Annotated in this window: 30 protein-coding genes and 2 other annotated features; of the genes, 27 read left to right on the top strand and 3 right to left on the bottom strand. The window is 37.2% G+C overall.

The window, feature by feature from the left end; translation table 11 throughout:
* Positions 1-12: 12 nt before the first annotated feature.
* The 12 genes from HC179_RS21290 to lysS all read left to right on the top strand — a co-directional run bounded on the left by HC179_RS21290 (position 13) and on the right by lysS (position 10597).
* Positions 13-975, top strand: coding sequence for a lysozyme inhibitor LprI family protein (locus HC179_RS21290; RefSeq protein ID WP_346775143.1), 963 nt, complete (start codon positions 13-15; stop codon positions 973-975).
* Between the two features lie 368 nt (positions 976-1343).
* Positions 1344-1775 (top strand): hypothetical protein, encoded by a 432-nt coding sequence (locus tag HC179_RS13160; protein ID WP_168864712.1) that lies wholly within the window; start codon positions 1344-1346, stop codon positions 1773-1775.
* Between the two features lie 240 nt (positions 1776-2015).
* Positions 2016-2477 carry an SRPBCC family protein gene (locus HC179_RS13155; RefSeq protein WP_168864711.1) on the top strand — a complete coding sequence of 154 codons (462 nt, stop codon included), beginning with the start codon at positions 2016-2018 and terminating at the stop codon, positions 2475-2477.
* Between the two features lie 26 nt (positions 2478-2503).
* Positions 2504-2962: a hypothetical protein gene (locus HC179_RS13150; protein ID WP_168864710.1), complete on the top strand. Its 459-nt coding sequence runs from the start codon at positions 2504-2506 to the stop codon at positions 2960-2962.
* A gap of 61 nt (positions 2963-3023) precedes the next feature.
* Complete coding sequence (locus HC179_RS13145; protein WP_168864709.1) at positions 3024-3947, top strand: hypothetical protein; 924 nt, start codon at positions 3024-3026, stop codon at positions 3945-3947.
* 76 nt (positions 3948-4023) lie between these two features.
* Positions 4024-4500 carry a GNAT family N-acetyltransferase gene (locus HC179_RS13140; protein ID WP_168864708.1) on the top strand — a complete coding sequence of 159 codons (477 nt, stop codon included), beginning with the start codon at positions 4024-4026 and terminating at the stop codon, positions 4498-4500.
* Between the two features lie 15 nt (positions 4501-4515).
* A complete protein-coding gene (locus tag HC179_RS13135; protein ID WP_205825318.1) occupies positions 4516-4962 on the top strand; it encodes an NUDIX hydrolase in 447 nt (148 codons plus the stop codon).
* Positions 4963-5020: 58 nt separating this feature from the next.
* Positions 5021-5743: an alpha/beta fold hydrolase gene (locus HC179_RS13130; RefSeq protein WP_168864707.1), complete on the top strand. Its 723-nt coding sequence runs from the start codon at positions 5021-5023 to the stop codon at positions 5741-5743.
* A gap of 24 nt (positions 5744-5767) precedes the next feature.
* Positions 5768-6733, top strand: coding sequence for a quinone oxidoreductase family protein (locus tag HC179_RS13125; protein WP_168864706.1), 966 nt, complete (start codon positions 5768-5770; stop codon positions 6731-6733).
* Positions 6734-6749: 16 nt separating this feature from the next.
* The gene (locus HC179_RS13120) at positions 6750-7241 is read left to right on the top strand and encodes an arsenate reductase/protein-tyrosine-phosphatase family protein (RefSeq protein ID WP_168864705.1); all 492 of its coding nucleotides are present in this window, start codon (positions 6750-6752) and stop codon (positions 7239-7241) included.
* Positions 7242-7354: 113 nt separating this feature from the next.
* Positions 7355-8506 carry a PstS family phosphate ABC transporter substrate-binding protein gene (locus tag HC179_RS13115; protein ID WP_168864704.1) on the top strand — a complete coding sequence of 384 codons (1152 nt, stop codon included), beginning with the start codon at positions 7355-7357 and terminating at the stop codon, positions 8504-8506.
* A 79-nt stretch (positions 8507-8585) separates the two neighbouring features.
* Positions 8586-8854, top strand: a binding site (T-box leader).
* A gap of 285 nt (positions 8855-9139) precedes the next feature.
* Positions 9140-10597 carry a lysine--tRNA ligase gene (lysS, locus tag HC179_RS13110; protein WP_168864703.1) on the top strand — a complete coding sequence of 486 codons (1458 nt, stop codon included), beginning with the start codon at positions 9140-9142 and terminating at the stop codon, positions 10595-10597.
* A 74-nt stretch (positions 10598-10671) separates the two neighbouring features.
* Here lysS and HC179_RS13105 read toward each other — a convergent pair whose 3' ends face one another.
* Positions 10672-11526, bottom strand: a complete 855-nt coding sequence (locus tag HC179_RS13105) for a glycerophosphodiester phosphodiesterase (RefSeq protein WP_168864702.1) — start codon at positions 11524-11526, stop codon at positions 10672-10674.
* A 280-nt stretch (positions 11527-11806) separates the two neighbouring features.
* Between HC179_RS13105 and HC179_RS13100 the strand changes: the two genes are divergently transcribed.
* The 8 genes from HC179_RS13100 (at position 11807) to HC179_RS13065 (ending at position 18866) form a co-directional block, all read left to right on the top strand.
* Complete coding sequence (locus HC179_RS13100) at positions 11807-12178, top strand: hypothetical protein (protein ID WP_168864701.1); 372 nt, start codon at positions 11807-11809, stop codon at positions 12176-12178.
* A gap of 651 nt (positions 12179-12829) precedes the next feature.
* Positions 12830-13561 (top strand): class I SAM-dependent DNA methyltransferase, encoded by a 732-nt coding sequence (locus HC179_RS13095; protein WP_168864700.1) that lies wholly within the window; start codon positions 12830-12832, stop codon positions 13559-13561.
* Between the two features lie 373 nt (positions 13562-13934).
* Positions 13935-14204 (top strand) — a binding site (T-box leader).
* Between the two features lie 54 nt (positions 14205-14258).
* A complete protein-coding gene (metG, locus tag HC179_RS13090) occupies positions 14259-15905 on the top strand; it encodes a methionine--tRNA ligase (protein WP_168864699.1) in 1647 nt (548 codons plus the stop codon).
* Positions 15906-15956: 51 nt separating this feature from the next.
* On the top strand, positions 15957-16385 hold the full coding sequence (locus tag HC179_RS13085; RefSeq protein WP_168864698.1) for a hypothetical protein: 429 nt from the start codon (positions 15957-15959) through the stop codon (positions 16383-16385).
* A 178-nt stretch (positions 16386-16563) separates the two neighbouring features.
* Positions 16564-16866, top strand: coding sequence for a hypothetical protein (locus HC179_RS13080; RefSeq protein ID WP_168864697.1), 303 nt, complete (start codon positions 16564-16566; stop codon positions 16864-16866).
* A gap of 29 nt (positions 16867-16895) precedes the next feature.
* Positions 16896-17249, top strand: coding sequence for a hypothetical protein (locus tag HC179_RS13075; protein WP_168864696.1), 354 nt, complete (start codon positions 16896-16898; stop codon positions 17247-17249).
* Positions 17250-17634: 385 nt separating this feature from the next.
* Positions 17635-18048, top strand: a complete 414-nt coding sequence (locus HC179_RS13070; RefSeq protein WP_168864695.1) for an RrF2 family transcriptional regulator — start codon at positions 17635-17637, stop codon at positions 18046-18048.
* A 110-nt stretch (positions 18049-18158) separates the two neighbouring features.
* On the top strand, positions 18159-18866 hold the full coding sequence (locus HC179_RS13065) for a nitroreductase family protein (protein WP_168864694.1): 708 nt from the start codon (positions 18159-18161) through the stop codon (positions 18864-18866).
* Between the two features lie 44 nt (positions 18867-18910).
* On the opposite strand, the gene HC179_RS13060 is transcribed toward HC179_RS13065, so the two are convergent.
* Positions 18911-19084: a hypothetical protein gene (locus HC179_RS13060; RefSeq protein WP_168864693.1), complete on the bottom strand. Its 174-nt coding sequence runs from the start codon at positions 19082-19084 to the stop codon at positions 18911-18913.
* 45 nt (positions 19085-19129) lie between these two features.
* Positions 19130-20635: a glycine betaine uptake BCCT transporter gene (locus HC179_RS13055; RefSeq protein WP_168864692.1), complete on the bottom strand. Its 1506-nt coding sequence runs from the start codon at positions 20633-20635 to the stop codon at positions 19130-19132.
* Between the two features lie 154 nt (positions 20636-20789).
* Between HC179_RS13055 and HC179_RS13050 the strand changes: the two genes are divergently transcribed.
* The 7 genes from HC179_RS13050 to spoIIIAF all read left to right on the top strand — a co-directional run bounded on the left by HC179_RS13050 (position 20790) and on the right by spoIIIAF (position 25367).
* Positions 20790-21071 carry a YqhV family protein gene (locus HC179_RS13050; protein WP_148988124.1) on the top strand — a complete coding sequence of 94 codons (282 nt, stop codon included), beginning with the start codon at positions 20790-20792 and terminating at the stop codon, positions 21069-21071.
* Between the two features lie 77 nt (positions 21072-21148).
* Positions 21149-22081, top strand: coding sequence for a stage III sporulation protein AA (gene spoIIIAA, locus HC179_RS13045; RefSeq protein ID WP_168864691.1), 933 nt, complete (start codon positions 21149-21151; stop codon positions 22079-22081).
* Positions 22078-22593 carry a stage III sporulation protein SpoIIIAB gene (spoIIIAB, locus tag HC179_RS13040; RefSeq protein WP_168864690.1) on the top strand — a complete coding sequence of 172 codons (516 nt, stop codon included), beginning with the start codon at positions 22078-22080 and terminating at the stop codon, positions 22591-22593. Before spoIIIAA ends, spoIIIAB begins: the two co-directional genes overlap by 4 nt.
* A gap of 327 nt (positions 22594-22920) precedes the next feature.
* Positions 22921-23124: a stage III sporulation protein AC gene (spoIIIAC, locus tag HC179_RS13035; protein WP_010194848.1), complete on the top strand. Its 204-nt coding sequence runs from the start codon at positions 22921-22923 to the stop codon at positions 23122-23124.
* Between the two features lie 16 nt (positions 23125-23140).
* On the top strand, positions 23141-23530 hold the full coding sequence (gene spoIIIAD, locus HC179_RS13030; RefSeq protein ID WP_082380912.1) for a stage III sporulation protein AD: 390 nt from the start codon (positions 23141-23143) through the stop codon (positions 23528-23530).
* A gap of 27 nt (positions 23531-23557) precedes the next feature.
* A complete protein-coding gene (gene spoIIIAE / locus HC179_RS13025; protein ID WP_168864689.1) occupies positions 23558-24730 on the top strand; it encodes a stage III sporulation protein AE in 1173 nt (390 codons plus the stop codon).
* 13 nt (positions 24731-24743) lie between these two features.
* Entirely contained in the window at positions 24744-25367 is a 624-nt protein-coding gene (gene spoIIIAF / locus HC179_RS13020; protein WP_168864688.1) for a stage III sporulation protein AF, read from the top strand.

Here is a 25367-nt window from a genome sequence, read left to right as displayed (position 1 = left end):
TAGAGGAGGTCGGTGAGCATTATACAAATAAAAAATAGAAGGCTATCTTTATGGATTGTGGCCTTGGTGATTGGGTTCATCTTCGTAGCTTTTAGCTACCTTAATAGTTCCTTTTACATAAATGGAAATGACGAGAAATCCATTGTCCAAACAATCCAGTCGATAGATATGTATGAAAACACTTCAATTGAAATTATAGATATCAAAGATGTAGGTGAGGAGAGGTTAGTTGCATTTTTAAGCAATAACCTTCCAGCATACATTCACTTTATAAGAGATAAGTATGGTAATTATAAATGGAGTTCTGCAGAGAAAAGAGAAGGATCTCTTTCACACTTTCTAATACCCTTGAGTAATAGGATGGATAATCAAACCAATCTATTTGTTCTTACCATTGCAACTTATGATAACGAGATCTCAAAAATGGAATTGCTAGCCAATCAACACGTATTCGTTGAAGAGTTTTCCTTATACAAAAGCTCCGCGACTTGGACAAAGATGCCTAAAGAGGAGAAGGATTTTACATTTGCTTATCAGTATTACGATAAGAATGGATTATTAATTGAAAACGCGGACTCATCCAACAATGAACCAGCTGAAGTAAAGGAGGAAGAGAATACCAGTTTAAAAGAAAAGTTTCTTCAACAATTAGATGATACTAAAAAAGAAACGGAAGAATTGAAAGCAACAGATTCTTCTACATATGCATTGAAAAAGGTGGAAAATGATAAATGGGAGCTTTGGGATGAATTATTAAATGAAATTTATGGTGAATTAGGGAAGCTACTTTCGGAAAAAGAAATGAGTCAATTACGAGAAGAACAGCGGAACTGGATAGAATTTAGAGATGATAGTGCTTTGGAAGCATCGCACAAATTTAAAGGTGGTACCCAGGAACACCTGGAATACGTAGCTGTGCTGGCTAACCTTACGGAAGAAAGATGCTATGAATTAGTTGAGGATTATATGAAGTGACTGTAACTTAAAAACTCATTAGACCGATTGTTAAGGTAGAAGGGTTGATGATGAAAATAATATTAATTTCTCTGACACCTTCGATTTTAAAAAGGGGATTGAATATGAAGATTAATTGGATGTATAGAGTTTTCTTAATAATTACTGGTGCAGTGTCTTTTTTTACGGGTGAGATAATAACTTTTGTTATGTTGTTGTTTATCTTTTTCATTTTGAATGATATTCACCTAACATTACAGAAGATTTATATTCAGAATAAAGAAAAGAGCAATCAAGAATAATCACTGTTTATCAACAAAGGAGTTTTATAAAATAATTGAACCGCATAAATACCTAGAAATAAACACAATACAAAATGAGGGAAGGTAATGAGAATATCTTCTTTTCTTCGTAATTCTTTATTACTTGTTTTTTTAATCAACTTGATTGGATGTAACTCTGATATTAGTGTAAGTTCAGATATAACAATTGATGGTGAGAATATAGATTACATTGGTTTTTCAGGTATACCTATAGAAGAGATAGACACCAACAAACCTCCTGAAATTTATAAAGATTTAGAGTGGATGGTTGTAAAACCAAATGAAATCATCAAAATATATTATCAAGACATGCCAAAGAGAGTTTATTTATCGTATTGGAAGGATGAGATTCCTCAAGAAGAGAACGTAGTTTTGCGTGATTTTGAACTTACTACGCCTCAAAGTGAGGGGGTATATGTCTATAAAATAGCTACAAAATGGAATTCTAGGGTTGCAATAAATTATTTGTTTGTGATTGAAGTGAAAGATGAAGATTAATTGGCTGGAGTGAGTTTATGGATAGATTTTTATTTGTTTTTGGCATTATTATATTTTTCTTTAGTTTTATTTTCTTTGTAATGAATTATTTTACTAATTATGAAGATACAACAATGATAGGTTCTGTATTAATAATGTTAAATGCAAGTATAGCAATGTGTGTTTCAGAGATTTTAACAAGAATTAAAAACATAAAATGAAATTATAGAGTTAGTGAGTATTCATAAAGGAGAGGTCAAAATGCCTCAGATTGAGCATCAACAATTTATTAAAGCACCTGTAGAAATATGTTTTGATCTAGCCAGAAACGTAGATATTCATACTCAAACGACTTCTAAAACAAAGGAAAGAGCTGTTGGCGGAGTAACAGAAGGCTTATTAGAACAAGGAGATACTGTCACCTGGGAAGCAACTCACTTGGGAATAAAACAAAGGTTAACAGCTAAAGTGACATTGATGGAACCACCTCATAAGTTTATCGATGTTATGGTGAAGGGAGCTTTCCAGTCTTTTATCCACACTCATCAATTTTTGGAAGCGGATGGTGGGACGTTAATGATAGATCAATTCCAATACAAGTCACCATTCGGTATTATTGGCGTTGCTGCCGACAAGTTGTTTTTAGAGAGATATATGAGAAAATTCATTGTTTCGCGTGCAGAGGAGTTGAAAAAAATAGCTGAAAAGTTGAATCAACATTAAAAGGATTTAAAAATAGGAGGTATCAGATGAAAAGAAAACAATTTTTGTTACTTAATTTGATTGTTGTTTTAGCCTCTTTATTGCTAGGATGTTCGGAAAAAACAGACACAGACACAGAATGGAAGGAAAGTGCACTTTTTGAATCTGGTGGATATACGATGATTGGAGAGCAAGGAAGAATCGGTTTTATATATGATGATAGTGAAAACGATAGATTTTACCCAAACAAAGAACAAAAATACATGTGGCATCTATGGGGTGACAATGAGGAGCTGGAAGGTAAGTTTAAGATAACAGCTACCCACGAAAACGATAAGAAACCATTTACTATATTGGATAGGCCGTTAGGTGGGGCAAACAATGGTGCCGACCAACACGTACCTTCTATGATGTCTCTTCCTGAAAGTGGGTTGTGGAAATTAGACGCGTATGTAGGTGATAACCTGTTCGGTTCGGTATTTGTGAAAGTTCACGAGAAAGAGTAAAAGTAAGCATGAATGGGGATATAGAGGATTCTCTAATGAGAGAACAAATGGGGATGAAGTTATGATAGATAATAATTATATTATTAAAGCAAATATATCACTAGATAACGAGGATCTAAAAGACGTAATCTCTAAATGGATGGGGGATGACCATTTTACCCAGCACTATTTCTTGAGAGGGGTAAACACTAAATACAACATTTGCTCGTATGAAGCTTATAAAAATGAAAATTTAGTGGGTTTGATAACCGCTTGGAAATCTAATTTTCATCCTTATTGTACTTACTTTGCAATGGTGACAGAACCACGTTTGGGATATGAAATTGAAACTGTGTTAATTAGATCTTTAATGAACTACGAAGCTATTAAAATTCCTTTACAAACATCAATTTGGGAAACGTCTTATAGGTTGAAAACGTTTTATGAACAAAGTAATTTCATGGAAGTAAGAAGGACCTATATGCCAATAATTCAGATCTCCAACATTAATTTAGAAGTATTCCCATCTCCAAAACTTAATCAAAAGGATATATACATAAATGACTTAAAAAGTTTAAGTGTTCAACCAAAACTTAGGAATCAGTTGATCAAACTTGTAAAAGAAAATTATGAAAAAGCTCATACTGCAAATCCTGTTGCGGAACTTAGCATTGATAAATGGGAAGGTATTATCTTTAATGAGGATTTAGTTGAAAATGGGAGTTTTATTGTAATGGAGGAAAATGAAATAATTGCTTACTCTTTAATGCATTATTCTAATGTACCAGAAAAATGGGGATTTGGTTGGAGAGGTACAAGGGACAAAGGGAATGTTAAATTAATTTTAATGCTAACAGATTACCAAATAAATTTTGCTAAGGAAAAAGGGATTATTTCTATTGAAGCAGAAATAGATTCAACTGATTATTTCTCTATAGAAATGTTAAAGTTCTTTCCATTTGCGCCTGCACCCACTTTAATTACATTTCATAAAAAGACAAGTTAACAGAAGTTCGAACCCTATGTTTAATCTATGCAAAAGTATGGTTTTGAATTATCAATTATGGAGAGGTACGATAAATATGGATATTTGTATCCGAGAAGCCATCAAAAGCGATTACAATTCTCTATTGCCGTTATTCAGGCAAGTTCATGAACTGCATGTTTATGAAAGACCGGATCTATACAAAGAGAATTCTACTCCTGTCGGTCAAGAGTTCTTTGAAAGCCAGATATCTGATGCCAGGCAGCATATTTTTGTGGCAACTATAGGCAATGAAATAGTTGGATTCGTTGTGATGAAGGAAGAAGATATAATTGAAAATTCATTTGTGAATGCGAGAAAAATACTATTTATAAACAGTTTATGTGTTGCCGAAACACAGAGAAAGAAGGGTATCGGAAAAAGACTAATGCACTATGTTTTTGAATTTGGAAAAAGCTTGAATATTGAGAGTGTTGAGTTGGGAGTAACAGAAAAAAATACTTCTGCGATTAAATTTTATGAGTCAATTGGTATGGCAACGAAGAGTAGAAAAATGGAGATTATACTGGACTGACCTGGAGGGAACCATTTGAAATTAACTAAGAATAATGGAAGAGAATTTCTAAATTTCATTAGTATGTCTGAAGAAGAAATATTTGATTATATGCCTTTAGCCGGTTCCTTTGCTGTTATTAAATGTGAAGGTAAATATCTTATGTGTTACAACATATGGCGTGAACAATGGGAATTACCGGCAGGGCGTAGAGAAGGCGATGAAACTCCGAAGGAATGTGCGATTAGAGAGTTGTTCGAGGAAACAGGTCAACAAGTAAGAGATCTAGAATTTAAGGGGCTATTAAAATCCCAAAAAGTAATTAGTGGAGAAATTTGTTACAATCCCGTCTATTCAACTGATTTGGAAAAGCTTCAATCATTTATAGAGAATGAAGAAACATCTGAAATAAGGCTTTGGGACTTAAAAGAAGAAATAGGCTACATAAATGAATCGGATATTAGAGTACTTGAATATATATAATTAATTTATAACTGGTGTTTAATGCTAATAGATACATATAAAAATAAGGAGAGATAACATGTCTGTGAGTGAGCGTTATTCCAAAAACAAAGATATATCCATTCATTACCTTGAATCAACGGATTATTCTTCTGACCTGACACCTTTAGTATATATTCCTGGTGCTTTAGGGTTTGCTGAACATTTCGAGAATGAGATGGGAATATTATCACCTAGACAATGTTTGTCAATCAGTCTCAGGGGTAATGGGAAAAGCGATGCTCCTCTTTCAGCATATAGCTTGGAAGATCACGTTTCAGATATTGAAGCAGTGATAAAAGAAAGTCAACTTAAAGACTATTGTTTAATGGCGTACTCTATGGGAGTACCATTCGCAATTAAGCATGCATCTAATTACCCTGAACATATAAAAGGGTTAATTATATGCGATTATCCAGCTAAGTATCCTACTATTCCAGAGTCATGGGTTGATACGGTTTTATCAAAGGGATATGTTAAGGAAGAGCGTCAACACGTCGTTAGAGCAATCCAAAAAGAGTCAAAAGAAGTTGAATTATGGGAGGATCTACAGAGGATAAAGTGTCCGGTTCTTATTATAAAAGGTGGGACAAACAACTCTCTTTTAAAAGAGTGGGCTACAGAAAAATACAAGAATAATTTGAGTAATGTGAACGTGGTTGAATTCTCAGATTCAGGTCACGAATTATGGATCCCTGATTATGATAGATTCATTAAAACTGTCACTGATTTTTTAGTAGACTTGGATCGGCTGCATACGTAAATTGAATTTGAAAGGGAGATTAACATGAAAGCGGTCATTCAGAATGAATTTGGTAATTCAGATGTACTCTTATATACAGAACTAGAATTACCAGAGATTCGGGAAAATGAAGTCTTAATAAAAGCAGAATATACGAGTGTAAATTATGCAGACATAAAAAAACGCATGGGTAACAAAGAGAAGGGTGATTTTCCATTAACACTTGGATTGGATGTTGCTGGGACAATTGAGGAGGTTTCCGATGATTCAGCATTCTCAAAGGGCGATCGCGTAATAGCTTTTCCGAAAAATGGTTCATATGCAGAGTATGTTGTAGCGAATGAACAACTGGTTTTTAAAATTCCAGATATTCTCTCTTTCAAACAAGCTGCATCAGCACCCACCGTCTCTATTTTAGCGTATATACTAATCCATCAAATTGGCCAAGTGAAAGAAACGGATACCGTTGTGATACATAGTGCAGCAGGTGGGGTAGGTTCCATGTTAGTACAACTCTCCAAACTAGCTGGTGTAAAGAAAATTATCGGAACAGTTGGAAATCTTAACAAAAAAGATTATGTGAAAAATTTAGGTGCAGACGTTGTGTGTACCTATGAATCATTTGCAGAAGAAGTTCTAAAGTTGACCAATAATGTAGGTGCTGATGTGATCTTTGATTCTGTTGCTGGTGAGGTAACAAGTAAAAGCTTAGAGTGTTTAGCTTTATACGGCACGCTTGTTCAATTTGGGAATAGCAGCGGCAAAGCAGGAAACTTTAAAACAAGTGATGTTCATAGTAGCTGTAGAAATATCAAAGGATTCAGCTTGGGTACAACGAGAAAACATGATCCAGCAAGGTTAGCTGAAGTAGCAGAGAAAATCTTAGAACTTTTTGCTTCAGAAAAAATCACGTTACCAATTGCCCGTGTGTTTAAATTAGAGGATGCAGCACAGGCACATAAGCTAATAGAGAGTCGCAACTATGAAGGGAAGATTTTGATTAAGATGTAGAGAGGAGATTCACGTTGTGAAAGTTTTGTTCTTGTGTACAGATAACTTCACAAGAAGTGTTACAGCTGAATATTGTATGAAGCATTTTTTAAAACAAAACAATATAACAAATATTATAGTTGCTTCAGCGGGATTTAAAGCTAATAGTGATTTGAGTTCGTTTTCCGATATTCATTTTGATAGGATGAGACAATTAAACATTAGAACAGAAGGATTTAGCAGAACTCAATTTCATCAAAAATTGATTGGTGAGTTTGATGTAATTATCGGAATGGGCAAAGAACATAGGGATTACATACTGCAAGAATATAATGAGAAGATTTACCTTTTTAATGAAATCTATAAAGGAGATGAAAGTTCTTTAACTGTGCCTCCTCCCGATCAAAATGGAAATTATTTAGTAAAGATTACTGATATGGTTGATTATATTAATGAAGCAATTCCGCTGTTAGTAAGGAATCTTAATAGAATATTACACTATAAAAAGGAGAGGTTTCCTAGTAAATAATCTAAAAATAAAAATAATTATGGTTACTTTTACTGTTTTAGTGTAAAATTACCCTAAAGGAAGTAAATGGAAATAGGGGGTTATTACAAAAACATATTCATAAAGGAGAAACCATGAGAGTTATTGCATCGTTTATTATTTCAATTGCCATTATGTTTTTGGGCTTTTACGGAACCATCATTTTATTATTTTCTACTGGTAAGGATCTTTACGGCCTTGTTTCAGCAGCATTTGTGCTTACCCTGCTTATTTACGTAAATTTATCGGTGTGGGGGCAGTTTACTAAAAAAGCCGTAAAGTACACGTTTATATGTTTGATTAGTATTTTTGTTCTTTTTGTCACGGTCGAAGGCGGTAAAGCATGGTATCACCATTCCTTAAAAATCATGAGCACCCAGGACGTAGATCTAACCCAATATGAACCATTCCAAAATAATGATCGTGTTGCCGATTTAGGTAAAGAGGCATCCATGCAGCTAGAAGAACCTCTTTTAAAGCTTGACGGATCGACTGCTTTATACCCTGTGTTTGCCGCTTTCGCTCAGGCTGTTTATCCAGAAGGCACATATGATTCTACTATGAGTGAAGTGCAATCCACCCAGACTTCAGGAGCTTGGGCTGGTCTCCTAAAAGAAGAAAGAGAACTGATTTTTGTTCCAGAACCCCCAAGCTCTATCCAGTCTCAAGCAAAGGCGAAAGACGTGGAGCTGTTGTTAACCCCAGTTGGAAAGGAAGCATTTGTTTTCTTTGTACATAAAGACAATCCAGTTAGTAATCTTACCGTGGAGGATATCCAAAAAATCTATTCAGGTGAGATTACGAATTGGAGGGAGCTTGGTGGAAGTGACGAGCCTATCTTAGCTTTTCAACGACCAGAAGACAGTGGGAGCCAACAGATGCTTCGAAAAGTAATGGGAGCCAAAAGGTTGATGGACCCACCTAGTGATCAACGAGTTTCAGGTATGGGGGGAATTATTGAAGAAACCCTAGACTATGAAAATAGGAAAAATGCGATTGGCTTCTCCTTCCGCTTCTTCTCGGAAACGATGGTGAAAAACAACAAGATTAAGCACTTAAAGGTAGACGGTGTTGCACCTTCTATTGAATCTATTCAAAAGGATACCTATCCTTTTGTCAGTCCGTTTTACGCCGTGTATCTCTCCAGTGCAACAAATCCTAATATTGCATCATTTCTAGAGTGGATTACATCTGAAGAAGGGCAATTGCTTGTTGAAAAGTCGGGATATGTTCCATACCATAATTAAAAGTAATTTTCTTTTTAAAACATGAAGAGTTATTGCCTAAACAAATTATTTGTGCTAATATTCTAAAAAACATACGGAATGTACGGCTGTGAAGAGAAGAGTAATTAAGATTCATTATTTCCAGAGAGCTTCGGTAGGTGAGAAGAAGCAATAATGATCTTAATGAAAAAAGCCTCGGAGCCTTTGCACGGATCTAAGATTTATTCTTAGTGATACTGCGATGGAATCTCCCGTTATAGAGATAGGGTATACTTGTTTGTTAAAAACAGAAGTACCCGAAGAGGTTGATATGGCAACATGTCAACAAACTGGGGTGGTACCACGAAGTTAACAACTCTCGTCCTCAAGATGAATAATCTTGGGGGTGGGAGTTTTTTTTGTTTTTGTCTCTGTTAAAGAATACTGTTGATTTTTGCAGCAACCTAGCTGGTGATTGGAGCAATAGGCGAAGACTCCTAAGGGAGATAGCGTTTTAGGGGAGACCCCGCAGGCACAAGCCAAGGAGGCTCCCCAAACGCCCCTAGGAAAGCGAAGCCTAGTGCGGAAATCAACAGCGGTGTTTAACAGAGCCTTTTTTAAAAAAATAGTATGGCAGCTGGAAAATAAATTAATATAAATTGGAGTTGAAGAAAAATGAGTCAAGAACAAACAGCTCTTAGAATGGAGAAATTAGAGGCTTTACGGTCGCAGGGAATTCCCGTTTATCCTGAAAGGTACCAGACAAATTACGAGCTATACGAAGCCTCTTCACTTGAGGATGGGACATCTGGGATCCGGGTTGCAGGAAGAATCATGGGGATTCGTCAGTTTAGTAAATTTAGCTTCATCACCATAGCAGACATGCAAGGTAAGTTGCAACTTCTTCTGAAAAAAGACGAGGTTGGGGAGCGGGCTATGAGAGATTTCCTCGATTATTTTGATATAGGCGATTTTATTGGTGTAGAAGGGAAGATGTATTCTACTAATACAAATGAGAAAACGCTACGTATTGAAAACTTTGAGCTGCTTGGGAAAGCGTTACACACACTGCCGGATAAATGGCGTGGATTAACTAATACAGATACACGATACAGACAGCGATATATAGATTTAATTATGACAAAAGAAACACAAAACCGCATGCTAATGCGAACAAAATTAGTGCGTGCTGTACGTAGATTTTTAGAGGAAAAAGAATTCTTGGAGGTGGAAACACCTGTATTGCAACATACTTCTTCTGGTGCTTTAGCACGCCCGTTTAATACGTTCCATAACTCGTTAGATACAGAACTTAATTTACGAATCGCTCCAGAGACTTATTTGAAAAGGCTAATTGTGGGGGGATTTACAAAAGTATTCGAAATTGCAAAATGCTTTAGAAATGAAGGAATCAGCCCTCAGCATCTTCAAGAATTTACAATGGTAGAAGGCTATGCAGCCTATTGGAATTATGAGGATACGATGAAGCTCATGCGTGAAATGATTGTATATGTCCTCAAACAAACATTTGACTCAACAATTATTAGCATAAAAGGACAATCGATTGATTTTTCATTAGAGTGGAATGTTGTCTCATTTAGAGATTTAATTTTAAAGGATACAGGCATAGATATTGATTTATATTCAGATGTGAAAAGCTTATATGAAGAAACAAAACGAAGAGATATTTATTTAGAAGGCGAGGAAATCGAGACATTAGGAAGAGGGAACTTCATTGACCTTCTATACAAAAAAGTGTGTCGCCCACATTTAATTGAACCAACATTTCTAGTTAACCATCCTATTGATTTATCACCATTAGCCAGAGCAAATGATGACAATCCAGCAAATACAGATCGGTTTCAATTAGTAGTTAATGGTGCTGAAATCATCAATGCCTATTCAGAATTAGTAGACCCTATGGAACAGAGGAAACGATTAGAGGCACAAGCCATTCTGAAAAGTGGCGGTGACGTAGAAGCCATGGAAATGGATGAAGACTACTTATTGGCGATGGAATATGGGATGCCTCCGATTTCCGGCTGGGGATTTGGGATTGAACGATTATTAATGGTACTAACAGATTGTGAAACGATTAAGGACTGTGTGTTATTTCCGTTAACTAAGAAATAATTATTCTGGAACTGCACCACCAATTGAAATTGTGTACAACAATTGTGGTGCAGTATTTTATCAGAAGATTTTCTTTAATTACCTTTTATCACTTCATGCAAACGGTCTGGGAAGTTTGTAAATATTCCTGTTACTCCCCACTCAATGAGTTCTTTCATATCTTCTTTTTCATTAACGGTATACGGGTGAATTTCAAGTCCGTTTTTCACGGCTTTTTGGACGTATTCTTGGTCAATCATTGAACTGTTTGGACCAATTCCGATTGCATATTTTTTAACAGCCTGTAGCTCAGCATCTGAAATTGCTGCCGGTGATGTGTACCACATAAGCTGTACTAACTTAACGGATGGATCGATTTGGTTCATCTTTGTTAGGCTCGCTGGACTGAATGACTGAACAAGTAGCTTATCTTTGTCGACTCCATATTTGTTTACTAATTCTAATAGTGCTTCTTCCATTCCCGGATAGACTTCAGGTGACTTTGTTTCAATATAATAGTTCGCATTTTTTCCAAACTTTTGAAAAACTTCTTCTAATGTAGGAACTTTTAGACCTACATAAGCTGGGTTAGCTTTCTCAGGATATTTCTCATTGAACCAGCTTCCAGCATCTAGGTTTTTAATTTCTTCAAGGGTATGATCTTTTACCTGCCCATTACCATTCGTCGTTCTATCTAGTGTTTCATCATGCATGGCAATGAGTTGTCCATCTTTTGTCATCTGAAGATCGACTTCAATATAGTCACCATGCATTTCTTCACCCATTTTATAAGAGGTTATGGTGTGTTCTGGCGCATGACCTGAAGCTCCACGGTGTGCAACGTTTAGGATTTCTTTATTTTTTTCAGATGCATCCGCTGTGAACCCAGTCCCTATAACAGATAAACTTAGTGCTAGTGCGCCGATTGTCATTTTATATCCTTTTTTCATGATGTTTACGCCCTCCTATTTGTAAATGAACTACTTCTTTACTGTAGCAACGAAGCATGAAACTTCTTTTACAGGGGCGTAAATGGGTCGTAAAGTTTTGAGGACAAAATCAAGAAGGACTGACATATTTGAACCAGCTTTTGTCAATTATCACTCTAGAGCGTTATTAACAATTCTGACAAAAAAGATTGAGTTATCTAGCTTCTTTTGAAATAATTGGAATTAAGATTCAAAGCCAAGTGCTGTCAACTTTAGGACGTGTTTTTAGGGGGGAAGATGTGTGGTGAAAAAATGTTTTTTTGTAATTGGTGCCATAATATTACTAAATGGATGTTCGGTAGGTGGGGAAGTAAGAGTTGATAGTATTGATGCAGAAGAAATTTTAAGATTAGACTCCACTGCAGATATCTTCCAGTATGAAGGGGTAATCTATAAAACTAATATTGATTGGGTTGAAGAATTAACCTTAACAAAAGGCACGCAAATTGGTGAAATAAAAAAGGTAAGTAAGGAAGGTACAGACTTTAAAGATTGGATGTCCAATAAGTTACCGGTGGGATCAAAAATCTTCTCTGCCAAGGAAAGAGGTGACATATTATTAGTGGAAGCTAATGGAGTAATTGTTAAGTACCTTGCAATTGTTGAAGGGTGATTTAATCGAGATTATTAGATAAATTGTGCATTTTGATAAATTCATAAAAAGGAGATTAAGATGTCTAATAATATTTCTGAAAAACAACACATAAGAAGTATGGTCACATTTAGTTATCTAACTCTTGCAAGTCTTTGTTCATTCGTATTTACTTCAATATGCATCCTTATTTTACTGGTTCCCATGGTAGGGATTTTAGATTTTACGTATTTCCCCTCAAAAGTAGGGATTCCTTCATTTGTAATTTCTATGTTTTTTCTGTTTTAGCTTTTAAAAATTTCTTTGGAAAGATATTGATAGTATTTAACCTGTGTCTAATGATATTTATGATTGTATATGGGCCTTAATACATTGATTGATAGAAGGAAAAAAAGGGGAGGGATTCCCTACATTGAGAAAAGGGTTAGAAAAAATAATATATTTTGTATTTACCATCTTAATATTTTTTCTATTATGGAAGGTTACGGGAGTATTCTGGAATGCTTTCGTACCGTGGAATCTTACAACAGATTTAATAGGATTATTTGTGGTGGCACCGTTGCTAATAATATGGGCTTTTGTTCTGTCGAGTTTGTATTTTAAAGGTATAAGGGACAGAAAATGATCTAACTATAAGGGGATGTTTTAAAACAAGAATGGGGAGATGATTCAATGGAATTCAGGGGATCTAGTGTTTACGATCAATCGGATTTTTTTACAAATTATATGAATAGAAGAAATAGAAAAGACAGTCCCAATAATGCTATTGAAGGTCCAATTATGTCTGAATTAGTTGGGAACATCGAAAATAAGACCATCTTAGATTTAGGGTGTGGAGATGCGTCATTTGGTAAAGAACTACTGCAACTAGGGGCAAGGCACTTTACTGGAGTAGAAGGTTCTGAACAAATGCTAAAAGCAGCCCTCTCCAACTTACTTGGACTTGACGCCACTATACATAACGAAACAATGGAATCGTTTAATTATCCGAGTGAGTCATACGATTTAGTAACCTCGCGTTTTGCCATTCATTATGTATCAGACATTGACCTCCTGTTTCAAAACATTTATCAATCCCTTAAAGAGAATGGGAGATTTGTATTCAGCATTCAACATCCGCTTACAACCTCATCTTTTGCCAGTAAGGAGGCTGGAGATAAGCGTGGTAATTGGATTGTGGATGATTACTTCCGTATTGGTGAAAGGAAAGAGCCATGGATTAACCAAGTGGTGGTTAAGTATCATCGCACGATCGAACAGTATTACACAGCATTAAGACGGGCTGGTTTTACGGTAGTTGATTTACGCGAAGGTACACCGAAGCGCGAGAATTTTAATAGTGAAGAAGAATTTGTTAGAAGGCAGCGGATCCCAGTTGTTTTGGTGTTTGCTTGTGTGAAATAAGTTGGAACACAAGTCTAAATTTTAGCTACAATGGATAAAGCGGATGTAAACATGGATAAATCTTTTTTATGATGGATAAATCGTTTTTACAATTGATATATGTGTCTTTACAATGGATATAATCATTTTACAATGGATAATCGATATTTCATCTTAATACTAGTGACTGGGATACTTAATATAGTCTGTTTCCTCACAGAAATGTACGTTCCGTTTTTATTTTATCGTGCTATTTTTACTTCTTTTAATCGATTTTTTGATATAATTCTTAACTTTTATTAAGTCTTTCCTAAAAGAAAATGATAAGCAATAAAAATGTAAAAACATCTTTTACATTTCCATCCCATGTGTCATAATAAGGAAAATATATGTACAAAACGCTATGATAAGGAAAGTAAATCAACCTTCATTTTCTTACAGAGAGCTTCGGTAGCTGAAAAGAAGCAGAGAATAGTTGATTGAAAATGGCCTTGGAGCAGCAAAGTCGACTTTCTGAGTAAGAATTAGACTTTGACGAGATTTGGCACTCGTTACAAATGTCAGAGTATAAGAGTGATTTGGTTTCACTCCGTACTTATGGAGGCTAATAATGCGAATTATTAGTAAATTAGGGTGGTAACACGAGATAAACCTCGTCCTTAGACAATCATTTTGTCTATGGGCGAGGTTTTTTATTTGAGTTTAGGAGGATGAGACAATGACTATTTTTATTGGAGGCGCATGGCCTTATGCTAATGGTTCCTTACATTTAGGGCATATAGCTGCACTATTACCTGGAGATATTTTAGCAAGGTATTATCGGCAAAAAGGAGAAAAGGTCTTATATGTTTCAGGAAGTGACTGTAACGGGACGCCGATTTCCATAAGAGCCAACCATGAAAATACAACAACGGAAGCGATAGCAAATCGCTATCATCAAGAATTTTCGGAGTCTTTTCGAAAGCTAGGGTTTACCTATGATTTGTATACACGGACAGACGCAGATCACCATCATAAAACCGTACAGGAGATATTTTTACAACTGCTTGAAAATGGGTACCTATACAAAAAGACAATTGAACAGGCATATTGTGAGACAGATCAACAATTTTTACCTGATCGTTTTGTCGAAGGATTATGTCCTAATTGCGGCGCTAAAGCACGAGGGGATCAATGCGATAATTGTTCTGCCATTCTAGATCCACTGGATTTACTAGAAAAGCGATGCAAGATATGTGGGAACCAACCAGCTATCAAGGAAACGGAGCATTTTTATTTTTCCCTTAGTCAATTTCAAAAACGTTTGGAATCTTTTGTGGGTACTGCAGAACAAGAAAATAGATGGCGAGAAAATGCGATTAGCCTAACACAACGATATCTAAATGATGGTGTGCCAGATCGGGCAGCGACGCGCGATCTGCCTAATGGGGTTGACGTTCCAGTAGCAGGTTTTGAAGGGAAGAAAATATATGTATGGATTGAAGCGGTGGCAGGCTACTTAACAGCGAGTAAGGAATGGGCAAAACAACAAAACGAAAAGATAGAAGACCTGTGGAATAAAGAAACCATTTCTTACTACATTCACGGCAAGGATAACATCCCATTCCACACAATTATATGGCCATCCATCTTAATGGGAGTAAATAATCCAGCTTTACCAACACATATTATTTCCAATGAGTATTTAACACTAGAAAAACGGAAGATATCGACAAGTCAAAACTGGGCTGTTTGGGTTCCGGGTATGGTAGAAAGATATGATGCAGACTCTATCCGGTATTTCTTAACAATCAATGCCCCTGAAAATAGAGATACTGACTTCTCATGGCGGGAATTTATCTATAGTCATAATAGTGAATTACTAGGAGCATATGGAAACTTTGTTAATCGAACGTTAAAGTTTATTGATAAATCATACGAAGGAACATCACCAAATGGGAAAATTAATCCAGAGATCAAGGATATGGTGATGGAGCTTTATAATAAAATTGCCTCCTTAATAAGAGCGGGACAATTTAAAAAGTCATTAGAGCAAGTCTTTGTATTCGTGCGGCATGCCAATAAATATTTTGATGAGCAGAAGCCATGGATTCAAATTAAAGAAGATAAGCCTTCCTGTGATAAAACGATTGCTAATTGTGTGTATATCATTGCAAACCTCACGCAGTTGTTAAATCCTTTTCTCCCTTTTTCTAGTGAAAAAGTGAAAGTGATGTTGGGATTGAAAGAACTTAGATGGGAAGAAATAGAGGTATTATCGGTAAAACTGCAAGAAATAAGACCACTTTTTGACAGAATTGATGTAAAAAGAATGGATGAAGAGTTGGAGAGGTTAAATGAGAAAAGTAAATTTGAAAAGAGTTGAATAGTTTGATGAGTAATGCTGAATATTAAGCTAAAAACTAGGAGGAAATTAATGATTAAGACACTAAGATTGTTATACCTAGTTATATTAGTTTTAATTTCAGGATTTACTTATGCGAGTGCTGAGAATACAAATTTGTTTGGAAGAGCAAATTCAATAACATTTAAAGGGGAAAATCAAAACTGGCTTGTTGTTCACCAATTGTATCTTGTCGGAACAGAGATAGAATATGACACAAAAATTAGATACAAAGGGAATAATGAGAAAATAAAGACCCTACCAACTATGTACTATTCATTCACTGACAAAGGAGAAAATCTAGGTGTGGGTGGAATATTTTCACTGAAGGAATCAAATGTGTTCAAAGTTGAAAGAATGGTGTGCGAGGGATGTCAGTATATAGATAAGAAAAAGAAGATAACATTCACTGTTGGAGACTGGGAGGATTATGAAGAGAGGGTAGTTTTAACTAGAGAATAAGTCCTTCGCTATCTTGTACTTACATTGAATGATTATTTCTATAATATCGAGCGCAATCCCGTTAAACGGATGAGCGCTCATTTTTTGTATAGATAAAATGATTTATTGTAGGTCTTTTCAGATTATGAAATAATTGGTATTAAGGAATAGGGCAGGATTGTTTAACAGTGGGATAAATATGAAAAGGTTGTTTATTTATTCATTTCTAACTTGCATGCTTTTCATAGTTGGATGTAATGAAGCTTTGATATCGTATAATGATGATACTGAAATTGCAGTAATTGTAAGAGGTGAAGAAATAACAGTTGGCGATTTATGGTTTTTATATTCTGATGATAGATTAATTGACTATCTAGATGGTACTATAAAAGCGAAATTAGCCGAGCAAGAAGTAAGGGAATTATATATGGATGTTTCGCAAGAGCTCCAAGAAATCAAAAACATGAAAAGAGAAAGTAGTGTTTATCCTTCTGAATTTTAAAGAAGATTGTGAAAGCTATTGGGGGAGTAATGATGAAACGATTAATTCTAAAATGTTCGTTTTTATTGTTAGCTTTGATTTTAGGTTGTTCTTCTAATGAAAAAGCCGATACGAAATACTTTTTGCTAATTGTCGAAGGAGAAGAAAATATCAGCGAAAAGTTTAGCAAATTCATTAGTAACGATTATTCTGTTATCAAATCGGAATATTTAATAAACTTAGCTACTGCTAAGGAAAAGTATCCTGAATATGAAATAGAAAAAGCTCCAGCAGTATTTATCTTTGAAACTGGGGGAGGAGAGTTGAAACAATTAAAATTAAAAACTTATGATATAGAAGAAGCTGTTAAATTCCTTGAGCAAACAAAGAAAGACAGTCAATAAGTAGGCGATTTTAATATAATCGGGATCTACTCTTTAATAAGGCATTATTAGAAATCTTCAACAAACTGAATTTAGTAGAGGTGGAATAAGTGAGTGTTGTTCTTTTTGTAATCGTTCACATTGTTATAGGGTTAGCAATTATTAATTGGTATGGAAAAATCCCAAAAGCACTTACTGTATTTGGAACTGTGTTTCTATCAATGAGTAGTATTTATTGGGCAACAGTCTATATAACTTCGTTGATAAACTAACAGCGCTATAACTGAAGAACGGAGTGATTAACCGTTAAACAATTCCCTAGCCCTTTTCACCTATCAAAATCCTAAACACTTTGACTTTTTATGGGAGATGTTTCAGAATAAAGTGTAGATGAAGAGGTGAAACAATGGCTGAAAAGGTAACGAGTACAAGATGGTTCAGTGTGGCGATTCAGGCACTTGTCGTGCTTGCTAATAATGAAGGCCGATGTCCGAGTGGAGAATTAGCAGAGAAGCTTAATTCTAAATCTGTCTTTTTAAGAAAAATATTAAGGCATCTGGTTAAAACCGAATTGATCCAGGCGAAAGAGGGCCGGGACGGTGGCTATTATCTTGTAAAGGATCCAAGTGAAATCAAATTGTCCGAAGTGTATGATGCAATGAAAGCAGAAACGTTTCCTAAAGGATTCTTTAATGTAGAAAGCAAAGATTGTTTTGCTCCCACTACTCGCGAATCCCTTTGTACATTGCGTGATGAAATGGAAGGCTGGGTCGTAGCGGGTTTAGAACGAAAGACCATAGCTGATCTAATGAAAAAGTGAAACATAGCTGTTTCGCTTTTTTATTTTGTCATGATTAACTGTAGTTGACAAGGGAACAGTTAACCACATATACTGTTCTTGTAGAAAATACAGTTAAAGGGGAAATGAATATGTCTAAGAACACAATGAGTAAAGAAGAATATTTAAATAAAGTAAAAGAAATTGATACAACCAAAGAAGCGCCAAAGCAGTTAGAAGATACAGATTTTCTGACAGTCGCAAAAGAACGCCGTTCAGTTAGACAGTATGATCCTGAATTCAAAATAGATAAAAGTGAAATCCTTGAGATTCTTGAAACAGCTACATTAGCGCCGTCATCTAGCAATCTTCAACCATGGAGATTCCTAGTTATTGAAGATCAAAAGGAAAAAGAACGTTTGTTACCGATCGCCAATAACCAGCAACAAATTGTGGATGCCTCCGTTGTTATCGCTGTACTTGGAGATAGAGAAGCATACAAAAATGCTGACCGTATCTATAGTGCAATCGCTGAAAAAGGAAGAATGCCAGAAGACGTGAAAGACATGTATGTGAACAGTATTCTTGATGGTTACGGGAACTTCTCAAAAGAACGCTTGGCAAAAATTGCGCACATTGATGGTGGCCTTGTTGCGATGCAATTAATGCTGGCAGCAAAGGCTAAAGGCTATGATACAGTCCCAATGGGCGGTTACGATGAAGCACAATTCTTACAAGCATTCAATGTGCCGGAAAACTATGAGGCCATTATGTTAATCTCTTTAGGTAAGGGTGCGAAAGCAGGATTTGAGAAAACACGTCTCCCTCTTGATGAGGTTGTCAATTGGGATAGATATTAATAAATAAGAGTGCGCATTTTCATTGGAAGATGCGCACTCTTTTTTTATTCATTGATTTGTTGTTGAACCTGTTGGATCTTCTGTTGAGCTTTCACAAGTTCTTCTATTGCAAAATAGCAAGCTTCAGATTCTGCAGTAGTTGAACTAACTTGTTTTAAGTGATGGTGTGCTTTATGAATGATATCTTGTGCTTCTTGTAATTCACTTTTAAAGTTCATAGCAAATCGTCCTTTCCGCAAAGTGGTACAATTAAGTTTGCCAACTCAACTCTCCTTCGTCTTTTTCAAAGGAACCTTCCCCTTAACCTCTAAGCGAAATGCTTTGAAAATAGCGAAGGCCATCATCAACAATACAAAAGTTAAAGGGAAAGCACTCACGATGATAGCAGTTTGAAGACCTTCCAATCCACCCGAATACATCAACACAACAGCAGAGGCAGAGAGAATTAACCCCCATGTTAATTTTACAAAGAAAGGTGGATTTATGTCTCCGTTAGTAGTCTGCATGCCCAGCACGAAAGTGGCAGAGTCAGCGCTTGTAATAAAGAAGGTTGCAATCAACAGAATGGTAATAATAGATAAAACAGTACCAAATGGTAGTAATTTGTAGACGTAAAAGAGTCCAGCTTCAAAGCTTTGAGCGGACACTTTGACCCCTTCAAATAGCTCCATATGAATGCCGGTTCCTCCGAAGACACTGAACCAAAATGCGCATACAAGTGTCGGAACCAATAACACCGCAATGACAAATTCCCTTACTGTCCTTCCTTTTGACACCCTTGCGATAAAGGTTCCGACAAACGGTGACCAGGAAATCCACCATGCCCAATAGAAAATTGTCCAACCTTCTATCCATTCGGCATTTTCCTTATTGAATGGAGCAAGCCGAAGTCCCATGCTTGGGAGATTCTGAATATAATCTCCGAGAGTGGTGGTAAATAAATTTAACAAAAAGGTTGTAGGGCCGATGAACAACATAGTAAACAATAGAAGCGTAGCCAAAATCATATTCGTGTTACTTAAGTATTTAATTCCTTTAGATAGGCCTGTTCCTGCTGAGATAATGAATAGAACGGTCACAATCGCCATGATGGTCAGTTGAATGGCGAAGTTATTTGGAATGCCGAATAAATAATTCAGTCCGCCATTAATTTGTTGTGCACCTAAACCGAGGGATGCGCAAACTCCGAAAACGGTTGCAAAAACGGCAACAATATCTACTGTTTTTCCGAGAGCTCCATTTGTTTTCTCCCCCAAAATAGGATATAAAGTGGCACTCATCAATCCAGGAGCGTCTTTTCTAAACTTGAAATACGCAATGGAAAGAGCAATGGTCGCATAGATGGCCCATGCATGAAATCCCCAATGTAAAAATGTGTAACGAAGACCTAATTTTGCAGAAGCAGCAGTTCCTCCTTCTCCTAGTGGAGGGGTGGCGAAGTGAGAAATCGGTTCTGCGACTCCATAGAAAACTAGCCCAATGCCCATTCCTGCACTGAACAACATTGCAAACCAGGTCAAGGTAGAGTAATCTGGGAGATCTTTGTCTTTTCCTAGCTTTATTTTGCCGTATTTACTAAAGATGAGGAACAAGGCAAATAAAAGAAAGAAAGTAGCCGCCAGTTGATAAAACCAGCCAAAAACATTTAGAATGAATGAATTTGCCTGATCCATTCCTTTACTGAAGGGCTCTGGAAAAATAACCCCAATTAATACAAACAAAGCAGCAATGATAACGGAAATCCAAAAAACTTTACCGATTCCTTTCATAACATCCACGCCTTTCCTATGTATTCCTTTCGCTAGCATTCCCTAAATTACTTCATTCCTTTCAAATTAAATTTACTTCTTCTTTCAAAATCCTTCGCATAGGTTGTACAAGATGCTCTAATTGTGCAGCTGCAAGAGGGAGGACAAAAGGATCATGAAAAAAATATTAAGTCATTTCGACCCGTCCGTTCTATCCATGGCAGGAATTCGAATCTTTTCCGGGTTATTAGAAATTACTGCCGCCATTATCATGCTGAGTTTAAATGATGTGAAAAAAGCTATTGTGGTGAACTCGATGTTGGCTGTTGTAGGGCCCCTCATTTTTATTTCAACCATGATGATAGGTCTGATTAGCATGGCGGATGAGATTTCCTTTTCAAAAATGATTTATATAGCGATTGGGTTGGGGTTTATTTTATTTGGCATATATAAGTGAGAAAATGTATTCCGTTGTTATATATTGTCCAAGCGCGCATACATTGTAAGTAATAATAGGACAAGAAGGGGATACGTATGCTTGCAAGTATTACGACCGTTTTACCGCCGGAAATAACCGGTGTTATTAATACACTTTCTCCACCGTTACTGGAGAGAATGGAAGAAATCCGAGTTCGTGTACATCGCCCACTGGAATTGATCATAGGTGGGAATCCCTATTTTCCCTCGTATACAGTGACGCCAACGGATGCTATTCACATACTGAACAAAATTAGTAAGCATTCCATCTATGCACTGGAAGAGGAGCTCAAGCGTGGATATATCACTATTACGGGAGGACATCGTGTTGGACTAGCTGGAAAAGTGATTACAGAACAGGGGAAAGTGAAGGCTATCCGTGACGTTTCCTCATTTAATATTCGGATTGCCAAGCAAAAGATTGGAGTTGCTGAACCTCTGATGCCATTCCTTTACGAAAAAGGTAGATGGTTGAGCACAATGGTAATTGGACCTCCACAAACAGGAAAGACAACATTATTAAGGGACTTGGCAAGGATGATGAGCTCAGGCTGTGAGGAAAAGCGAGTGGCATCATGCAAAGTGGGAATTGTTGATGAGCGTTCTGAAATTGCAGGTTGTGTACATGGAATTCCTCAACATGACTTGGGACAAAGGGTAGATGTGCTTGATGGCTGTCCTAAGGCAGAAGGCATGATGATGATGATTCGCTCCATGAGCCCTGATGTCATCGTTGTTGATGAGATAGGAAGAATGGAAGACAGCGAAGCAGTAATGGAAGCAGTCAATGCAGGAGTGGGGCTTCTCATGTCGGTTCATGCTTTTTCTTTTGACGAATTAAAAAGCAGACCTAGTCTTAGAGAAATCTTATCATACCAGGCAGTAAAAAGATTCGTGGAACTGACCAGATCCAATGGACCAGGCTCCATCAAGAGAATAGTTAATGAGGTGGGGGAAGAGATCTTCCGGGAAGAGGGTGTGAGACGTTGATTAAATTAGTTGGAGCAGTTTTAATACTCGTGGCAACTTCCTGGGCAGGTTTTGAAGCAGCAAGGCACCTGACAGAAAGACCAAGACAACTAAGACAATTAAAAGTAGCATTGCAATCGCTTGAAGCTGAAATCATGTATGGTCACACTCCACTTGCGGATGCGACCAAAAACATCTCCAAGCAATTGGAAAAACCACTTTCATGGTTTTTTGAAAGCTTCGCCAATAAATTAGATAAAGCAAGTCTTACAGTAAAAGAAGCCTGGCAAGAAAGCTTAGATGATGTTTGGAAAAACACCGCTTATAAAACGGCCGAACTCGAAATCATGAAACAATTCGGCGAAACACTCGGCCAACACGATCGCTACACCCAACAAAAGCACATCCAACTGGCATTAACCCACCTTGAACGCGAAGAACTAGAAGCCCGCGACAAACAAAACCGCTACGAACGAATGGTCAAAAGCCTCGGGGTCCTATCAGGCTTACTGCTGGTGATTTTGTTGATATAGCCGGACAAGAAATAGAAGGTACTGTTTATAATTGAGGTCTTCTAGCTACGGATTGTGTTGAGACCCCGCAGGCTTGCCGAGGAGGCTCAAGGTCGCCCCGCGGAAAGCGGAGTCATTTGCGTAAAGAAACAGCGGCGTAAACACGACAAGTTGATTGTAGCGGAAGCGGCGAGACTCCTACGGTAGGAAGGGACAGGGGAGACCCCGCAGGCGAAAGCCGAGAAGGCTCCCGGACCGCCCGTGGAAAGCGAGCCGCTGCAGCGGTAATCAACGACTAAACTTAAGAGAAATCCCCAAAAGCAAACCGAAAAAATAGGAGGAGCGTCCATGGGCATTGAAGTAGACGTAATATTTAAAATCGCCGGCATCGGCATCGTCGTAGCCTTCCTGCACACCGTGCTAAAACAACTCGGCAAAGAAGAATACGCACACTGGGTAACCCTACTCGGATTCATCTACATTCTTTTTATGGTAGCAAGCATCGTAGACGATTTATTCAAAAGAATCAAATCGGTATTCCTGTTCCAATGATAAGGGGTGTTGACCTATCGAGATTCTCCAAATAGTAGGTCTTGGCTTAATCGCCACCTTTCTTGCATTAGTAGTAAAAGAGCAAAAGCCGACATTTGCCTTTATGCTAGTCGTATTTGTCGGCTGTGCGATTTTCTTATTTTTAGTAGAGCAAGTGTTTGATGTTATTAGGATGCTTGAGAGGATTGCGATTAATGCCAATGTCAATTTGATCTACGTCGAAACCATTCTGAAGATTGTTGGAATCGCCTACATCGCAGAATTTGGTGCACAAATCACAAAGGACGCCGGCCAAGGAGCCATCGCATCTAAAATCGAATTGGCCGGGAAAATATTAATTTTGGCAATGGCCATTCCCATTTTGACCGTCATCATTGAAACCATCATTAATCTCATTCCTTCTTAAAATGAAACTTCAGAGGGGAGCATATCAATGAAACTCATTCTTGCAATCATTGCAGCCTTGTTGATCCTACTGTTCATTCCATTTGAAATAGTACAAGCCTCACCCTCTTCTCCATCAGAATTAGTAACAGAACAAATAGAAGGAATTGATGTAGAGGAAATCAAGGTGTACTGGGAAGAAGTGATGGAAGAGTACGGTGGATTTTTGCCAGAAAGCCAAAAAGGATCATTCATGGAATTTGTAAAAGGGGACAAGTCCTTTTCCTTGGAAGAATGGTCAAAAGGCTTCATGAAATACTTATTTCATGAACTCTTGGCAAACGGCAAACTGCTTGGCAGTCTAATCTTACTCACCATCTTCAGCATGTTCCTACAAACGCTTCAAAATGCCTTTGAGCAAAAAACAGTCAGTAAAGTCGCCTATAGTGTTGTGTTCATGGTCCTGATCATCATCGCCCTCAACAGTTTTCATATCGTTATCTCCTACACACTAGAAGCAATAACCGCCATGACAGGGTTCATCATCGCCTTAGTACCACTCCTCATCGCTCTAATTGCTTCATCAGGTGGATTGGTATCGGCAGCTTTTTTTCATCCAATCATCCTATTTTTAATGAATACCAGTGGCCTGCTTATTCAATATGTTGTGCTTCCACTGTTGTTTCTTTCAGCAATATTAAGCATTGTCAGTACGCTAAGTGAACATTACAAAGTCACCCAACTTGCACAGTTACTCCGAAATGTAAGCATTGGAATTCTAGGAATCTATCTAACGGTATTCCTTGGTGTTATCTCTGTCCAAGGTGCAACTGCAGCAGTGACAGATGGAATCGCCATTCGTACCGCAAAATTTGTGACCGGAAACTTTATTCCTGTAATCGGCAGAATGTTTACAGATGCCACAGATACCGTGATTACAGCATCTGTGTTATTAAAAAATACAGTCGGGATCCTTGGAGTGGCGACTTTGATTCTATTAGCTGCATTCCCGGCAGTGAAAATTCTATCTATTGCGATTATCTATAAACTTGCCGCGGCGCTTCTTCAACCATTGGGTGGCGGTACCGTCATAAAATGTCTCGATATTATCAGCAAAAGCATTATCTACATTTTTGCTGCACTGGCTATTGTCTCCTTTATGTTCTTCTTAAGTATCACGGTCATCATAGCAGCAGGAAATATTACCGTGATGGTCAGGTAAGGGGGGAGAGTTAATGAGTTACTTAACAGAATGGATCACCAGTATCATCCTATTTATTCTTTTAGCAACGGTAGTAGAAATGTTGCTTCCGAATTCTTCCATGCAAAAGTATACGAAACTAGTGATTGGACTTCTACTGATTGTCGTTATTCTCACCCCTATCCTGAAGCTCCTTTCCACAGATATGGATGAACTTTTTGCCAAAATGACCACGCATTCTTCCTACACATCAAAAGAAAACACAGAAAATTTAATAGAAATGAAGAAAAAAGAAATACAAGCCTCCCATGCTGCATACATTTTAAATAAAGCGGCTGTCCTAATGAAAGAAGATGTGGAGGAGGAGTTGAGAGAAAGCTATGGTGTAACTGTGAAAGACTTGCAAGTTGTCGTGAAAAATGAGGACCAGCTTACCGAATTGCCTATTGAAGAAAATATAGAATCCGTTGTGATTCTACTGGAACAAGCGGAAGAAGAGACAGCCATTCAAGTTGTAAAACCTGTTCAAATTGACACCTCCAGACAAAAGGAACCAGCTCCTTCCTCAAAAGAAGAAGGAAAAATAGCAAATTTCCTAGCAGATCGTTGGCAACTACAACCAACCAATATTTCAGTAGCAGTCGAAGGGGGGGATTAG

The organism is Bacillus sp. RO1, from assembly GCF_012524115.1.
In the GTDB taxonomy this organism is placed as follows: Bacteria; Bacillota; Bacilli; order Bacillales; family Bacillaceae_I; genus Sutcliffiella_A.
The sequence above is the reverse complement of the archived record's forward strand: the minus strand, read 5'-3'. Positions and strand labels throughout refer to the sequence as shown.

What these genes read in the sequence shown, in the direction of transcription:
- HC179_RS13145 (WP_168864709.1), top strand. Translation starts at nt 3,024, where the DNA reads ATGATAGATAATAATTATATTATTAAAGCAAATATATCACTAGATAAC.
- HC179_RS13130 (WP_168864707.1), top strand. Translation starts at nt 5,021, where the DNA reads ATGTCTGTGAGTGAGCGTTATTCCAAAAACAAAGATATATCCATTCAT.
- HC179_RS13085 (WP_168864698.1), top strand. Translation starts at nt 15,957, where the DNA reads ATGATTAAGACACTAAGATTGTTATACCTAGTTATATTAGTTTTAATT.
- HC179_RS13105 (WP_168864702.1), bottom strand. Translation starts at nt 11,526, where the DNA reads ATGAAAAAAGGATATAAAATGACAATCGGCGCACTAGCACTAAGTTTA.
- HC179_RS13060 (WP_168864693.1), bottom strand. Translation starts at nt 19,084, where the DNA reads ATGAACTTTAAAAGTGAATTACAAGAAGCACAAGATATCATTCATAAA.
- HC179_RS13070 (WP_168864695.1), top strand. Translation starts at nt 17,635, where the DNA reads ATGGCTGAAAAGGTAACGAGTACAAGATGGTTCAGTGTGGCGATTCAG.
- HC179_RS13155 (WP_168864711.1), top strand. Translation starts at nt 2,016, where the DNA reads ATGCCTCAGATTGAGCATCAACAATTTATTAAAGCACCTGTAGAAATA.
- HC179_RS13080 (WP_168864697.1), top strand. Translation starts at nt 16,564, where the DNA reads ATGAAAAGGTTGTTTATTTATTCATTTCTAACTTGCATGCTTTTCATA.
- HC179_RS13115 (WP_168864704.1), top strand. Translation starts at nt 7,355, where the DNA reads ATGAGAGTTATTGCATCGTTTATTATTTCAATTGCCATTATGTTTTTG.
- HC179_RS13160 (WP_168864712.1), top strand. Translation starts at nt 1,344, where the DNA reads ATGAGAATATCTTCTTTTCTTCGTAATTCTTTATTACTTGTTTTTTTA.
- HC179_RS13065 (WP_168864694.1), top strand. Translation starts at nt 18,159, where the DNA reads ATGTCTAAGAACACAATGAGTAAAGAAGAATATTTAAATAAAGTAAAA.
- lysS (WP_168864703.1), top strand. Translation starts at nt 9,140, where the DNA reads ATGAGTCAAGAACAAACAGCTCTTAGAATGGAGAAATTAGAGGCTTTA.
- HC179_RS13095 (WP_168864700.1), top strand. Translation starts at nt 12,830, where the DNA reads ATGGAATTCAGGGGATCTAGTGTTTACGATCAATCGGATTTTTTTACA.
- spoIIIAE (WP_168864689.1), top strand. Translation starts at nt 23,558, where the DNA reads ATGAAACTCATTCTTGCAATCATTGCAGCCTTGTTGATCCTACTGTTC.
- HC179_RS13050 (WP_148988124.1), top strand. Translation starts at nt 20,790, where the DNA reads ATGAAAAAAATATTAAGTCATTTCGACCCGTCCGTTCTATCCATGGCA.
- spoIIIAA (WP_168864691.1), top strand. Translation starts at nt 21,149, where the DNA reads ATGCTTGCAAGTATTACGACCGTTTTACCGCCGGAAATAACCGGTGTT.
- HC179_RS13140 (WP_168864708.1), top strand. Translation starts at nt 4,024, where the DNA reads ATGGATATTTGTATCCGAGAAGCCATCAAAAGCGATTACAATTCTCTA.
- HC179_RS13055 (WP_168864692.1), bottom strand. Translation starts at nt 20,635, where the DNA reads ATGAAAGGAATCGGTAAAGTTTTTTGGATTTCCGTTATCATTGCTGCT.
- spoIIIAC (WP_010194848.1), top strand. Translation starts at nt 22,921, where the DNA reads ATGGGCATTGAAGTAGACGTAATATTTAAAATCGCCGGCATCGGCATC.
- metG (WP_168864699.1), top strand. Translation starts at nt 14,259, where the DNA reads ATGACTATTTTTATTGGAGGCGCATGGCCTTATGCTAATGGTTCCTTA.
- HC179_RS13150 (WP_168864710.1), top strand. Translation starts at nt 2,504, where the DNA reads ATGAAAAGAAAACAATTTTTGTTACTTAATTTGATTGTTGTTTTAGCC.
- spoIIIAF (WP_168864688.1), top strand. Translation starts at nt 24,744, where the DNA reads ATGAGTTACTTAACAGAATGGATCACCAGTATCATCCTATTTATTCTT.
- HC179_RS13075 (WP_168864696.1), top strand. Translation starts at nt 16,896, where the DNA reads ATGATGAAACGATTAATTCTAAAATGTTCGTTTTTATTGTTAGCTTTG.
- HC179_RS13125 (WP_168864706.1), top strand. Translation starts at nt 5,768, where the DNA reads ATGAAAGCGGTCATTCAGAATGAATTTGGTAATTCAGATGTACTCTTA.